Origin of the sequence: Microcoleus harperi Pol14_C6, from assembly GCF_036701295.1 — a bacterium.
Lineage (GTDB): Bacteria > Cyanobacteriota > Cyanobacteriia > Cyanobacteriales > Microcoleaceae > Microcoleus.
In genome coordinates this window covers 1-14,430 of sequence record NZ_JAUBQN010000071.1, presented here as the reverse complement: position 1 = coordinate 14,430, position 14,430 = coordinate 1, and the positions used below count along the sequence as shown (strand labels likewise).

Below are 14,430 nucleotides of genomic sequence, written 5' to 3'. Positions count from 1 at the left end.
TGATTTTAAATCATCCAAATCTTCCTTCAGTCTTGTCTTATGGTACTCTGGCTGCTTAAAAACTGTCCGGAGTATTGGAGTTATGGAAGGGATTAATAATCGAATTAAGTTAATTATGCGACAAGGATATGGCTTTTCAAACTTTGATAATTTTCGAGAACGCGTATTAGCTTGCTTCTCTAATTAGATAAAAATATCACCGTAAGTTCCGGAGAGCCGCTTCAATTCGTGGCATTTTCCTAGACTATACTCCAAATACATCTTCAATAATCAACTTGAAATCCTTGTACCGAGGTAGCTGAAGCTTAATTTGCGGAGATGTCTAATGCTCTGCCTTACTCTATTCGATGAAGCATTTGCTCAATTGTCTCCACTAACGTTTCAGGCTCAACAGGCTTGGGAAGATGCTTTTGAAATCCGGCTGCTAGTGCTTGCTGTTTATTGGTCTCACCTGCATAGGCTGTGAGAGCGATCGCGGGAATCTGCCCTCCATCATCTGTGGATAGTTGTCTGATTTGACGCATCAACTCATAGCCATCGATTTGTGGCATCCCAATATCAGCAATCAAAACATCTGGCTTAAATTTAGTGAGTTTTTGTAGCGCCTCTGTTGCTGAAGATACATAGATCACGGTGGCTCCCGCTTGCTCCAAGATACATTGAACTAACTCTAAATTGTCTACTTCGTCATCAACTGCCAGGATACATAATCTAGCCAAGGGTGAAGTGTGAGCATTGAGTGATAGATTGTCCTTCTGCTCACTGTTTGGATCATTGCTTCTGGCTAATAAGGGAAGCGTGACAGTAAATGTTGCTCCCTGTTCTTCTCCAAAACTTTCGACTTTGACAGTCCCACCATGTAGCTCAACGACGTGACGCACGATCGCTAATCCCAGCCCTAACCCACCAAAGGTTCTGGTAATACTGCTATCGGCTTGTCTAAATGTGTCAAATACATAGGGAATAAATTCTGGCTTAATCCCTTTTCCTGTATCCCTGACTTGAATTTGAGCATAGGAATCAATCCTTTTTAGCTCAACTTCAACTCGACCTCCAGTTGGAGTAAACTTAATGGCATTGGTGAGCAAATTCCAGACAACCTGTTGCAATCGGGTAGCATCTCCTAACACATCGCCGACATTTGGTTCTAGGTGAGTTTGAATTTGAAGGTTTTTCGCTTCGGCGGCTAAACTAACTGTTTCGATCGCAGCTTTAAGAGTAGTTTTCAAATTAATAGGAGTAGAGTCGAAACTCAGCTTGCCTTGCAGAATGCGCGAAATATCCAGCAAATCCTCAATCAGTTGAACTTGCAACTGGGTATTGCGTTCAATCGTTTCGAGAGCTACCGCCGTCTTGCCAGAATCCAGGGTTCCTCTTCGCAGCAGTCGAGTCCAACCCAGAATCGGATTCAACGGAGTTCGCAATTCGTGCGACAAGACAGCTAAGAACTCATCTTTAATCCGGTTAGCTGCTTCTGCTTGCGTCCGTGCTTGCGATTCTGACTCGTAGAGCCGTGCTCGGTCGATCGACTGCGCCGACTGCTGTGCCAGTGCTAAAACGAAAGCGCGATCGCTCTCAGAAAGTCGGGGAACGGTCGAAAAACTCAGCGATAGCCCACCAACGGCTTGTCCTTCAATCAACAATGGCACTGAAATCCAGGCTTCTGAACCAGCCTTGGCATACGCTTCGGCTAAATGAGGATAACGGGCAATTCGGTTTTCGAGAGTTTCTACCCAAACAGGTTGCCCAGTTCGCACGGCTTCTGCCAGAGGATAGGGTGCATGAATCGAAAAACTGCGCTGAAATTCTGCTACGTGCTCATAACCGATCGCTTGAATAATCTCCAGTTCGCTTGCATCCTGGTTTAATACGGCAACCAAACCACAACTTGCTCCCAGTGCGGACATTCCCTGTTCAATAATCACCTGAGCAACTTGAGCCGAGGTTAGGGATTCAGACAAAGCTGTCATCACCGCCAGCAGTCGAGCCGTCCGGTTAGCAGCGAGTTCGGCGGCTAATTTCGCTTGTTGTGTTTCATTATAGAGACGAGCGTTATCAATGGCGATCGCTGCTCGCTGAGCCAAATCTTCAGCCAAGGGAATGTCTTCCAGGCGATAGCGGCGATCGGATTCAGTAAACGCAAAGGTAATGCTGCCCAACACGCGCCCGCGGGCCTGTAGCGGTGCAATGATGCAGGACTTTAACCCAAATCCACGTATGATTTCCAGGTATTCAGCATTCGGCACTGCGGCCACTAACTGTTCATCTGTAATCTCAATCCCAATTTCAACCTGTCCTGTTTGCATCACTTTAGCAATGCCATACCCATCATCGAGATGTCTGGGAAAGCGTTGAGCCAACTCCCAGCCAAACTTGACTTTTTCGGGCTCTGTATGAGCAACTGCAACCCGACCAATTGTGCGATCGTCATTCAGCAGATCGACACTACACCAATCTGCAAAATAAGGAACTGCCAGTTTGGCAACGCTTTGGAGAGTTTGTTCATACTCCAGCGAAGACGAAAGGACAGCACTCACTTGGGCTAAAAATGCTGATTTTTCCTGAGAAACCTCTGCTAAAGCACGGGCTGCCTGTTCTTGAACAAGCTGTACTCGTTCGTCTTCGGTTTGCTTGCGTTCAGTAATGTCGCTGAAAGCAGCAATGATATTGATAATTTGTCCCTCTGCGTCAAACAAAGGGGAAGCATTGATCGAGAGAATCCTGCGAGTTCCATCGGCATGGCTAATGCCATGTTCAATACCATAAACAGGCTCACCTGTTTGCATAACCCTCGCAAACGGCAGTTCATCTTCTGGGAAAGGATGACCATCCACGCTTGTAATGAACCAGGATGGATCGTTATAGCCTCGCTCCACAATGTCGCTGCTAGTTAATCTTAAAATCCTCTCTGCTGCCCTATTTGCGGCAATAATCTGTCCGGTAGAATCTAGAATAGTGATGCCATCAGGAATAGTTTGAAAGATGCTCGATAATTGCGCTTCACCCTCACGCAGAGCAGTTTCTGCCTGCTGGCGTTGTGTAATGTCGTGCATCACGACAACTGCACCCTGTTTTTCGCCGTTTGCGGCAATAATCGCCTGTCCAGTTGCTAACAGCATTCGCGCCGTTCCATGCTGCGGAACAATCATCATTTCCACATTACGAATGTTCTGTCCTTGCAATGCCTGGAACAGGGGAATATCCTCTGTATTCATCCGTGTTTTGCCGTCGGGCAAATACAAGTCATAATACTGGGCCCATTGAGCCGGTGGAACTGGCTGCTGAGGTAATCCATGAAAATCTTTAGCTGCTTGGTTAAATACCGTCAATATGCCATCGGCATCGCAAGCGACAATGCCAGCTTGAACGTTGTTTAGGATTGCCTTCAAAAAGTCCTGTTCTTTCTGAAGAGTGGCTTCCACCTCCTGGCACTTGGCGATTTCGGCTTTCAATTGTCGATCGAGTTGAGATGTTTGAGTCGTATCTTGGAAGTAAATAAGTAAGCCATCCTCACTCTTGATGAGGCGAATTCTCAACCACTTGTTGAGTGAGGGATAGTGTTCTTCAAACTCGATCTCTGTTGGTGTTAATATCGCTTGATGACAATACTTATATAGCTCAGAAGTAAGATCGACCGAAAATATAGTCCATATATTTTTTCCTATCAGGTGTTGCCGCTTCCTGTTTAAAACCTGCTCTCCTTTATAGTTGACATAGGTGCAGTGCAACTCTGAATTAATAGAAATAAACGCCTCAGTCATGTGAGCGACTATCACCGCAAATCGTCGTACTTCGAGTGCTGGGCAGTGCGTACATAGCTCTTGAGGGAAATTTACAGTAAGCTCTTGTCCATCATTCAAGGAGTGTGTACGTTCTACATTCATTGCGGTTAGTCCTGCCTATTTACCTATTATGCCAGTTATTGTTAGGGAATCAAGATATAATATGCCCAAAACCTAAGTCATTCAGTGTTTAAGCACACGGGCGATCGCCACTCATGGGACAGCACCGCTAAAAATTCGTCTTGAATCCGGTTAGCGGCTTGTGCTTGAGGCCGTGCAAGGCGATCGCATTCTAACTGTTGTTCTCTTTCTTTTTCTGCTTGCTTGCGCTTTGTTCACGGATGGGGATAGTGCCGACGAGAATCGGGCTATCGTTTCTTTAACACCGAACTCATGCAAACTACGTAACTGCCCAGCAACAGCCTCGACGAAACGTGGCAACTGTACTAAATCTCTGGCCTAGACATATTCTGTCATTCCTAATTAATAATGCCAAATCCACCAGTTTGGTTGTAGAAAAAACAAAACCCGCTTTGTGGGCGGGTTTTAGCTATGGAAAAACTGGACTCTAACAAGTGACCCCTACAATGGCATTGTAGCGCTCTAACCAACTTAGCTCTGCGATCGCCTCCGCACTTATCCACCGTTAAAAATTTGCTTAGCGGTCAAATTTAACTCGGAAAACACCGCTAATTCAATCCTTTTCTCTCCCCGAAACAGCTTAATTTGATACTCACGATATACTAACAGATAAACCGATAAAGTAGGCTGTTTAGGATAACCAATATAACGGCTACCCCTAAACCCAAATAATCTACAATTCAATATTCAGGAATGCTTAATGATTCACCATCAATTATTTTATGTGCATAATCATCCCGCCAATTTCTGCTGACAACTTCAATAACTAATTTAATAGAATTTCCTTGACTAATAACTGAGTTTCTTTCCCATCGAGACTCATTGGCTTCTACGGCTTGTTTATCTAATACAATCACATCTGGAGCGTAGCCAGAGTTATCGTTAAATTTAATTGTACATTCCTTCGGAATTGGAGTTTAGACTAAGCACAAATTGACTCAGCGTTAGCTGAGTGAAATTCTAGTGAATTTAGAAATAGTTTTCAAGGTTAAATTACGAATTTGGGAGAGTTTTGGAACCGACCTTTACCCTTTTTGACCACGGGATAGCGACATCTTTGAGCGCGCAGTTTACCGGATGACCATCCAGCCGATTTTCCTCGGGATTTGGGAGCAACAGCCGGACTCCCAATCCTAATTAAAAGTGGAAGCATTGATTGTGCAACCCTTCCAGGTGTCAATTCAGGGAGAGGCTTTTGCCAGGGTAGACGAATTTCCCTGACTAAATCTTGAGCTAACCATAATTGCCAAGTTAGCAATGGCATCAAATCACTCCATCGTTCACATTGTTCTGGAGTGCTTAGCTTCGGAATTGTCCAATGCAATGTTTGTTTCGCTAAGCGATACCAGTGTTCGATGGCAAAACGACGTAGATATAGTTGCCAAATTTCTGTAAGAGGTGGCATTTGAACACCAACCCAAACTAACCACAAAGGTTGAGTTTTTAATTGACCCGTTACAGTATCTAAGCGTTCTACTAAAATCAGAGTCATCGGATGTTTGGGACTACCTCGGAAATGTAAGTTATCCCATGTTCTCAACCTGATTCGTCCGAGTTTCGGCTCAAGGGATTCCAGAGTTTGTTCTGGTTCCCACCAGGTTGAGGAGTCGTTAAGCTTAAACTGGTTTCCATGAATTTTTGGCCGTCCTCTACCACTATAGGCTGGGGGTGTTGACCATAAGCAACGATTCGAGCGAATACGCATTAGTTTATCAGCGGCGATCGCAGCAGTAGCTTTAACCAGAGGGGCGCACCCATACTCACTATCAAATAGGGCGATGGGTCTATTCTGAAGATATTCACAGACTTGTGCCAATTGTTCAGCGCCTTTACCGATTGGGTTGTCCCAACTGGTAATACGTTCGTGTCTTAATGGCAGCGCCCAACTCCCGCTAATCGTTGGTATCAGTGCGATCGTACTATATCCTTGACCGATACCAACAGGTATGCCGTGAGGTAAGGCTGTGGGTTGATGTTCATAAGTCCGCTCTTTGAGAGTAGGTGCATGGGGTCTCAACCATGCTGTATGATCGATCGCTAATACTGGACGTTCCACTGGTGACATCTGTTGGATATATAGTTGCATCAATTGGTCTCGGTCTGGTCTACCATCTTGCAGCGCTTCGTAGACGCTTGACCACTTACGCCGAAATAAGGGATTGAGGGCTAAATCTCCTAAACATGAGACGTGGCGAGTCGTCATTATCGCGTCTGCTAGTTCAAACGTGGCGTCTTTGGCATTGCCGAGACATTCATAAGCTTGTTGACGAAATTCCCGTAATTGTTCAAACTTCATGGCAGGTAGATTTGAGATTTTTAGCTGAATTCTCAATCTTCTACCCTTACGCTGTCTGTTGAAACTATCGCAGACAGTTTTTTTTTGAGGTTGTCAGCCGAAGAGAACGTCAACGGTCGTCGGCATCTATGCTAGTGGTTGAGCCTCATAGCTCTTCACCAGCGACCATTGCCGTTCTTAAGTTGAAATCTAACCGTGCTTTAAGACGTGCTTAGTCTAAACTCCAATTCGGAATAAAGTAAGGAAGTTGTAATCCCCTGATTTATAAACCCAATTCTATCGCCTGAAAACCCGCACTCGCTGAATGTTTACAGTTGGATTTGGGATTTCAACAATAACTCCGTTATGTAATTCATAGCGTCCGTTTTCTGGTTTCCATTCCAGGAATTCATCAAAAGTCATTAACTTGGATATTGCTTGATTCATGGTAAAGTCTCCAATGATATAATATCATTAATATCATTTGATTCTAATTCAGTAGGGTGCGTCAGATTTTTAATTTCATTATCTAACTAATAGGTTAATTGTCTAGCGAAAGACAAAACTCTAGGAGGGGAAACCTAAAACCCTTGATTTATAAATGATGTAAATTTATGGACACAACTGGACTCGAATCAGTGACCCCTACGATTTCAACGTAGTGCGATTTCCCTGTAATCCTTTCTAGGTAGTTGTGAATAGTAATGGTCACGAACGAAGAGAGGCATTGTAAGGACCACACTTCGTCTAATTGAATTGTCAACCGACCTGTTTTTTCGGGGTAATATCAATAGTTTTGGGAGCCTGGTAAAACTTCTGATTGACGTACATTTGTAGCCAACGCTCAGAAACTCCTGTGACTCGTGCGATGGCCGAAGCGTGCAAGGCCCTCAAGCAACAGCTTATCAATCAATTGACGGGTAGCCTCATCAATCGGTTACCGAGTTGCCTGCTCAACAAACTGTCGTCTGCATTCCTGACATCGGAATCGTGGTTTGCCGTAATCAGTATGGCCGTATTTAATAATTTGCGTTGATTGGCATTTGGGACAGTTCATAGCATCGTCTGCAATACGTGAGGTTCTTAGCCTCCTAGTTTACCATTACTATGCAGGACTACCCTATATTTTTTATACCTTTTTGTTGGCTGTTAATTCGGTTGTTTGGTTGATAACTTTTAAAACAGCTCTTTAACGGGTCGAGATCCGAAAGTGCGATTGACCTGCTACCATCGACGACATAAAGGTTATCAAATCGTGGGTGAGGCAGTTGAAGTCTAATACTGAGGTTTTGGGGTCGCTACTAAAGCAGCAGGTGCTGCCTTGATGGTCCACAGCTTGCAAAGGAATGTTTTTGCGGAAATACAGGCTAAACGGGATGACTTGCATGGCATTTCGCTCATCGACTTTAGCACCGCTGTCGAGCGATGAACCAGGCGATCGGCAGCTTCAGTATTATTCAGGGTGTAATCCAGGTGTAACTTGTCACCGACAACACGCACGCGATTGTTCGGGTCGGGCAAATCCTCGGTTTGCCACCACCCCCACGGATCGTTCAGCCATCAGGTAGAGTTCAAAGCCTGGAATCAATTTTACGTAGGGTGCTAAAAGTGGGGGTGCTTCCGCCGGAATCATATCTGGCAGCACCTTTCCGCTCAGATAGATTCTATGTCAAGCTTTTTAAATTAATCATTGCTAAAGAATGTGTTAAAAACTTTTTTGTCTGATCAGTGGTATCAGCAGCTAATTTAATTTAAAGAGGTAGCCTAGTAATGCCATCTGACTATCGCCAATCTCTCAACTGGCTGTTGCAGCAGTTTCAGCCCTTGCCCGGTAAACCTGACATTCTCTACGGCTTGCGTACCCTTTTAGCAGTGAGCGGGCCCATTGCAGTTGGCTTCATTGCAGGTCATCCTGCTGGAAGTGCGATCGCGGTGATGGGAGCTATGTTTGTTGGCATGGTCGATGCGGGTGGAGCCTATCGCCAAAAAGCAACTGTAATGCTCGCAGCAACCATTGGCGTTACTGTCGCCTTGCTAATGGCGAATCTGGTTAGTAGTACCCTGTGGCTGGCTATTCCAACAACGTTCTTGGTGATGTTCGTCGCTGGCTTAGCTGGTCTGTTTGGCACCAGCGCCGCGACGGTTAGCCTGGTGACATCAATTATGTTTATCGTCTCGCTAGCAAAATTCGCTTCGTTCCCCGATTTTTCTACTGTTCTTCTGCAATGTGCGCTGTGCCTAGCTGGAGCTTTATGGGCGATGGTGTTATCTCTCTTATTGTGGGTGTTGCGCCCTTATACACCTGCGACTGAGGCAGCTAGCAGTTGTTATGCGACATTGAGCAAATTTGTGCGAATGGCAAGCGACATACCCTTAACTCTGGAGGAGCGTCGTCCGTGGGGAGAGCAATTCTTACAAGCTCAAGACAGCGTAATACAGAATTTGACCAAGGCCCGGAGTGTTTGGAGTGCTGTGTGGACGGGTGGAGAAAGTGCTGATTTGCGCGGCAATCAGTTACTCGTTTTAATTGAGGATGCCAACCAAATTACTAATTCTATTGTAGCACTGGTGGAACTGTTAGCGATCGCCTCCTCTCGTCCCTTATTCCAGCCGTTGCATAGAGAAATCCAGCAAGTGGTGGAAGCATCGGCAACAGCTCTGCAATTCTTATCTGAATCCCTCGCCAAAGAAAAGAACCTTGTTCGCTTGGGAGATATAGATCGGGCGATCGAGGCACTAGAACACCACTGGCAAATCATACGCTCTCAAACCCTGAATCAGACGAGCGTCACTCAGACAGATGACTATGCTGACTTAGTGAGTCTTGGTAAGATTGTAGCTAGTCTGAAAGCACTAGCAGAACAAATTCATACCGATGCGGAAATTGCCACAGATTTACAACGAGGAGAAAGACGCAGCATCGCCCAGCTTAACATTTATCCCCCGATACAGCCACAGCGTTCTTCAATCATTGACACACTGCGTAACAATCTCACGTTTAATTCTGTTATTTTTCGTCACGCTTTGCGGCTGGCACTAATAGTAACAACTGCTGAATTAATAGCCTTGCTATTGCAAGTACCCACAGGCTATTGGGTAACACTCACTGCTGTAGTTGCCCTAAAGCCGAACTTTGGCGGTACTTCTCAGACAACTGTGCAACGGGTGATTGGAACCACATTAGGGGGCATTTTTGGCATTGCCCTGGTCATACTTATCCACAATCCACTGGCAATATTAATTTGTCTCCTGATACTCTTAGTTACTGCTATGTCGGTGCGCTCGCTGAGCTACGGCATTTTTATCACACTCCTGACTCCCGTAGTCATATTGCTACTGAATGTGACAAGTAAAGGGGGCTGGGAAATAGGAGTATTACGCATTGTCGATAGCTTAATTGGAGGCAGTCTAGCATTACTCGGTAGCTATTTGTTATTTCCCAGTTGGGAGCGATCGCAACTTCCAGCACAACTAGCAACAACGATTCGCTCTAATCTCGCGTACTTTCAACAGGTTGCAGCTAGCTATATCAACCCAGAACAAAAGTGTTCTACTGAAACTATCAAAAACCTGCGTCATCAAGCGGCATTAGAGAATGCAAATGCTGCTGCTGCGGCTCAAAGGTTATTCAGCGAACCCCGTCACGTTCAAGGAGAAGTAGAACCGATCGCGATGCTGATACTCTACATTCGTGCCTTTTTCAGCTCAGTCACAACCCTAGCAGAACATCAGCGGAAATTTAGCGGAGAGTACCAATTAGCAGATTTCCAGCGATTTACCGATGCGATTGTCCAAGTTTTAGAGAACTTAGCCAACGCGCTGGAACAGGGACACCCACCTCTAGCTTTACCGAAGCTAGATATTTATATCGCAGCCATTCACAACGATATTGAACAGTTACATCTCACTAGGATCTCAGAGTTGGCTACAAATCCAATTTCTGTAACATCAACTCAGCAAGCTGTTCGAGAACAAACTCCTGTTTTCACACAACTAGATCGAATTGCCCGTGAAATGAAATGTCTGCATTGTGCGATCGATCGCCTGCAAGCATCAGTTGATAATAGTTCAACTTAAATATTCAAATACTTTACTAAACTTACTCATATTTTTACAGCGATATGTAGTTTTAGATTATAAGAGGATGTTTTAAAAGTCCGGTCAGGTATAATTTAGCCCTTCTGATTGGGCTTAACTAAGACGATAAATCAAGCTTTGGGCCCATGCTTAGATGCTTCTTTGTGCCAACTAGGAGGTCAAACGACCGTTTTAAAACATCCTCTAAGATTAAGCTTTATCTTTGAGTTCCGCCACCATCGCATAGTAAGAAGTAGACACATCTCCACCACCCATGAAAAAGTACATCAACCTCGCCACCGCCATCCTCGCATCACTCAAGCCCAAATCCAAAATACGCGTAATCGACACCTACGGTCAATCAACGCTTAACCAAGACGAGCAGCAAGCTCTCATGGAATGGCTTTTTGCTAGTTTGATGGGTGCGGGGTACTTCGGCAAAGCTCATCTGATTTGGGATGATGGCAAAGATAGAGAACGAGAGATTTTTACCGCATTGATGAGAAACGAGCCGATATTCCTGTATCGCCAAGGAGCGTCACCTTCACCAAGGGTTAAGGGATTATTGTTGGCGGCTGATTGGGGAACATCCGAGTTTGAGGGTGTATGAGTTGCAGGTGGAAGTTGAAGGAGATTGAGGGCGATCGATAGCTTACTTGAGAACCTGCTGACAAAATTGCTGTCTTAACCTTTGTTGCCAATTATTAAATTTTAATATGAACTAAAACCACAATGAGCTAGCTGTCTCATAAAAATAGTTTTGGCTCTGTTAAGAAATAAAACGCTTCCGAATAAAATATTGTAAATTCGGATACAAATATAAGGGATAACATCTAAAATTTTTTCATTTCTCTCTTAATTCGTAGGTCTTGCTATGGCGATCGAACTTTCAAATCTAACGTTTACAAACGGGGCTGATATTGTCCCGGCGTCTGGGGTGGAGCAAATACTCAATACAGGTGTTGCTAATACTCTGGGTGGCAACGATAGTATTACTGGTGATCCTATCAACATTCTCAGCGAGGTTCTCAACGGCACCAGCGAGCATCTCCACGGCGTCTACAACAGTGGCACACTGAATACGGATGATGGCAACGACATAATTACTGGCATCGGCAGGAAATACGACCTTTTTGCGGGTACGGGCATTTACAACACAACAGGAACCATTGACACTGGAAATGGTAACGACAGAATCACTGGCCTTAGTTCGAGCCGAGGAATCCAAAGCTTGTCTGGCACTATAAATACTGGTGATGATAGCGACACAATCACAGGTGCGGCCACATCCAGTAGCATTGGTGAGCCGGGTAGCGAGTTCGGGATCGGTATATTTACATCCCACAGCACTCTCGATACTGGAAAGGGCAACGACGTAATTACTGGTACGGCATTGGAAAGTGCTTACGCTGTCGGTATCGACAACTTTCTAAGCACCATTACTACCGGTGATGGTAACGACATAATAATTGGTAATAGCGCGGACGGCAGCGTGGGTGTTAGGAACAGGGGCTCTCTAGAGACTGGCAATGGCAATGACATAATCACTGGTACTGACACAGGCTCTCGGTCTTTCTTCTTAGGCGGGGGCATTTACAATTATAAAGACATCACTACTGGTGATGGCGAGGACATAATTACTGGTACTAGCGATGTCGATGGCATTGTCAATAACGGTACTATTAATACTGGTAATGGCGCAGACTCCATCATTGGTCACGGAGGCTTTTTCGATGAATATGACTATTATTATGGAGGTAGTATTGAGAATAGGGGTACCATCAATACTGGTGAGGGCGCAGACTCTATCATTGCCGAGGGGCTTTTTACTAACACAGGCGGGGTGTTTTTAGGAGATGGTAACGACTTGATTACTGCATCGATCGTTGCTGAGGTAGGCCTTCCTAACCGTGCCATTGAGAACTTCAACACCATTGAGACTGGAGATGGTGACGACACAATCACCAGCAGCGGTTTCATTGACAACCAGAGTGTTATTAATACTGGTAATGGTAAAGACTCCATTATTGCCGATGGAGGCTTTGATGGTAGCGGCAACGTGTTTTTAGGAAACGGTAAAGACTATCTCAAGGCTTTTGGTAGCGGTAATTTCGATGGTGGAAACGGTAAAGACGCATTGGAATTAACGTCAGGAAGTTATACCGTTGGAATATCGGGAACAGCGGTGAATTTCACCAAGGGTAGCATTGTTATGAAAACTTCTGGATTTGAAGAGCTTATAGCTGGTAGCACAACCTATAACTTCGCCAGTTTAACCAACGGTCAGACAATTTTTGTCGCCTAGCAGTCTGTTTGAGAAGTAGGGGACAGCTAGCTAATAGGAAAGTTTTGCTGTCCTGAAAGATTACTTATTCTTTTCTGAGAAATACTATAAAAACCGGATTTAGATAAATGCGAATGGAAGGTATCAGTAAAACAGTTCGGGATTGTTCCAATTCACAGAGATTGTTGAATAACTAAACAGTCCTTAAAAAAGGGCGATTTCTGGCTGTTTGCGTAAGCCTTGTAGAGTATTTCAAGAAAATCCATGAAAAACATTGTTTATCGATATTCACTCTTGTGTACCCTAGGAGTTTTAACCTTCGTGCCACTAACGGGAATACTCTCCCCAGGTAGCAGTAGTAGCCAGCTTTCCCCATCAGTTGGTCAAAAGGAAGTTTCACGTAAACCGGCTCCCAGTACAAAGCTATACAATAATTCTACGTATGGTGTTACCTTTAGTTACCCCAGCAATTGGCAACCTACAAAGGGCTATGAAGAACGCTTCAGCGGGGCGGATGGATTCTTCCAGATAACGGGGCTGTCGTCACCGCCACCGTCAACGATTCAGAATGTTTGTAAGGATGCACTGAATCATAGACTAAATCCCTATGGTACTCGTCCCCAGATGCAGAGGTTACAAATCCAGGGCCGCCCAGCGTGTTTAATTTTGCCGGACTCTGACCAAGATCGGACAATGGAAAAAATGGCAACGCTGATTGTCCGCTACCCCACACCGATTCGCCTGAATGGGACCAACTACAATCACCTCATGTTGTCTGCCGATAAGGAACACATTCGCCAGATTGCTAACGGGCTAAGATTTACAATGCCAAGGCGATAGTATAGCAACCGCCAAGGCTGTTAGGGCATAAAGTGTGAATAGCCGTGCGATCGCAGGGAATCTCTAAAGTTGTACTCTTAAATATCAATACTTGGGACAGTTTTTGATTACCAGCCCTAGAATAAGGGTTTCTAGGCTCCAAGACAATCGAGCTACCAAGGGAAAACCGAAGGTTTCAGACTACGAAATAAAAACAGTCCGGACTATTGAAATATCAGGGTTTATGAATATTACTCGCGTCTAACTTGACTCAGCAGGCAATGAGGGGAATAACGATTCCTTCGATTCCTCCATGTCTTCGGATGGGCACAGAATAGTGTTTTCATCTGATGCCACTAACCTCGTACCGGGAGATACTAACAATACCCTCGATGTCTTTGTTTCTGATATCGGCAATACTCCAGGCAATAACCCTCCTGGTAACAACATCAACGGCACTCTAGGTAATGACGTCCTGACGGGCACCAACGACAACGATATCATCAACGGTTTGCGCGGTAACAATATCTTTACTGGTGGGGGTGGCAACGATTACCTGTCTGGCGGCAAAGGTTTTGACACCCTCAACGGCGGTTTGGGAAACGATATTCTAGTCGGTGGCGGGGGCAAGGATGTCTTTGTTTTAGGTGCCGGATTGGGAGTTGATACGATCGCTGATTTCGCCAACTCTCAAGATACCGTGCACTTAATCAATGGCTTGACCTTCCGACAGCTATCAATTTCGCCGGGAACTGACGGCACATTAATTACAGTAGTCGGCAGCGGTGAAGTTTTAGCTTCTTTGACGGGCGTTGCTCCGAACCTGCTCGGCTCTCAAGATTTCATCTCTGTCTAGAGATAGTAAAGTGGTCAGTTGTGAAATAACTTTTACTTAGAAAACCTGATTTAAATTGGAAAAAAATCCTTGGCATTAATAGGCAAAGTTATTGCAGTCTCTTAACCTACTTTTACCGATTTTTTTTACAAAAAGTCAACACCTAACTGAGCAAACTTCAGTTTTTCTGAGAAGCACCAAAAAGGTTGTTCCCCAT

Annotated in this window: 10 protein-coding genes and 1 pseudogene; 5 read left to right on the top strand and 6 right to left on the bottom strand. The window is 44.9% G+C overall.

Going from position 1 to position 14,430, the window contains the following annotated elements; all coding sequences use genetic code 11:
* Positions 1-70 precede the first annotated feature (70 nt).
* Positions 71-187: pseudogene (locus tag QUA27_RS27550) on the top strand (transposase); the annotation flags it as partial.
* 148 nt (positions 188-335) lie between these two features.
* Here the strand turns inward: QUA27_RS27550 and QUA27_RS26280 are convergent.
* The 6 genes from QUA27_RS26280 to QUA27_RS26260 form a co-directional block, all read right to left on the bottom strand.
* Positions 336-3,884: a PAS domain S-box protein gene (locus QUA27_RS26280; RefSeq protein ID WP_333071880.1), complete on the bottom strand. Its 3,549-nt coding sequence runs from the start codon at positions 3,882-3,884 to the stop codon at positions 336-338.
* 719 nt (positions 3,885-4,603) lie between these two features.
* The gene (locus QUA27_RS26275; RefSeq protein WP_333071877.1) at positions 4,604-4,780 is read right to left on the bottom strand and encodes a hypothetical protein; all 177 of its coding nucleotides are present in this window, start codon (positions 4,778-4,780) and stop codon (positions 4,604-4,606) included.
* Between the two features lie 131 nt (positions 4,781-4,911).
* Positions 4,912-6,219, bottom strand: coding sequence for an NF041680 family putative transposase (locus QUA27_RS26270; protein WP_333071875.1), 1,308 nt, complete (start codon positions 6,217-6,219; stop codon positions 4,912-4,914).
* Between the two features lie 276 nt (positions 6,220-6,495).
* A complete protein-coding gene (locus QUA27_RS26265) occupies positions 6,496-6,645 on the bottom strand; it encodes a hypothetical protein (protein WP_333071873.1) in 150 nt (49 codons plus the stop codon).
* A 490-nt stretch (positions 6,646-7,135) separates the two neighbouring features.
* Positions 7,136-7,255 (bottom strand): IS1/IS1595 family N-terminal zinc-binding domain-containing protein, encoded by a 120-nt coding sequence (locus tag QUA27_RS27545; RefSeq protein WP_445251551.1) that lies wholly within the window; start codon positions 7,253-7,255, stop codon positions 7,136-7,138.
* 132 nt (positions 7,256-7,387) lie between these two features.
* Positions 7,388-7,585: a hypothetical protein gene (locus QUA27_RS26260; RefSeq protein ID WP_333071872.1), complete on the bottom strand. Its 198-nt coding sequence runs from the start codon at positions 7,583-7,585 to the stop codon at positions 7,388-7,390.
* 383 nt (positions 7,586-7,968) lie between these two features.
* Between QUA27_RS26260 and QUA27_RS26255 the strand changes: the two genes are divergently transcribed.
* The 4 genes from QUA27_RS26255 to QUA27_RS26240 all read left to right on the top strand — a co-directional run bounded on the left by QUA27_RS26255 (position 7,969) and on the right by QUA27_RS26240 (position 14,234).
* Positions 7,969-10,275 carry an FUSC family protein gene (locus QUA27_RS26255; protein WP_333071871.1) on the top strand — a complete coding sequence of 769 codons (2,307 nt, stop codon included), beginning with the start codon at positions 7,969-7,971 and terminating at the stop codon, positions 10,273-10,275.
* A 274-nt stretch (positions 10,276-10,549) separates the two neighbouring features.
* Positions 10,550-10,885, top strand: a complete 336-nt coding sequence (locus tag QUA27_RS26250; RefSeq protein WP_333071869.1) for a hypothetical protein — start codon at positions 10,550-10,552, stop codon at positions 10,883-10,885.
* A 264-nt stretch (positions 10,886-11,149) separates the two neighbouring features.
* Positions 11,150-12,580 (top strand): beta strand repeat-containing protein, encoded by a 1,431-nt coding sequence (locus QUA27_RS26245; protein WP_333071866.1) that lies wholly within the window; start codon positions 11,150-11,152, stop codon positions 12,578-12,580.
* Between the two features lie 1,135 nt (positions 12,581-13,715).
* Positions 13,716-14,234, top strand: coding sequence for a calcium-binding protein (locus QUA27_RS26240; RefSeq protein WP_333071865.1), 519 nt, complete (start codon positions 13,716-13,718; stop codon positions 14,232-14,234).
* Positions 14,235-14,430 lie beyond the last annotated feature (196 nt).

What these genes read in the sequence shown, in the direction of transcription:
- QUA27_RS26280 (WP_333071880.1), bottom strand. Translation starts at nt 3,884, where the DNA reads ATGAATGTAGAACGTACACACTCCTTGAATGATGGACAAGAGCTTACT.
- QUA27_RS26270 (WP_333071875.1), bottom strand. Translation starts at nt 6,219, where the DNA reads ATGAAGTTTGAACAATTACGGGAATTTCGTCAACAAGCTTATGAATGT.
- QUA27_RS26265 (WP_333071873.1), bottom strand. Translation starts at nt 6,645, where the DNA reads ATGAATCAAGCAATATCCAAGTTAATGACTTTTGATGAATTCCTGGAA.
- QUA27_RS27545 (WP_445251551.1), bottom strand. Translation starts at nt 7,255, where the DNA reads ATGAACTGTCCCAAATGCCAATCAACGCAAATTATTAAATACGGCCAT.
- QUA27_RS26260 (WP_333071872.1), bottom strand. Translation starts at nt 7,585, where the DNA reads ATGCAAGTCATCCCGTTTAGCCTGTATTTCCGCAAAAACATTCCTTTG.
- QUA27_RS26255 (WP_333071871.1), top strand. Translation starts at nt 7,969, where the DNA reads ATGCCATCTGACTATCGCCAATCTCTCAACTGGCTGTTGCAGCAGTTT.
- QUA27_RS26250 (WP_333071869.1), top strand. Translation starts at nt 10,550, where the DNA reads ATGAAAAAGTACATCAACCTCGCCACCGCCATCCTCGCATCACTCAAG.
- QUA27_RS26245 (WP_333071866.1), top strand. Translation starts at nt 11,150, where the DNA reads ATGGCGATCGAACTTTCAAATCTAACGTTTACAAACGGGGCTGATATT.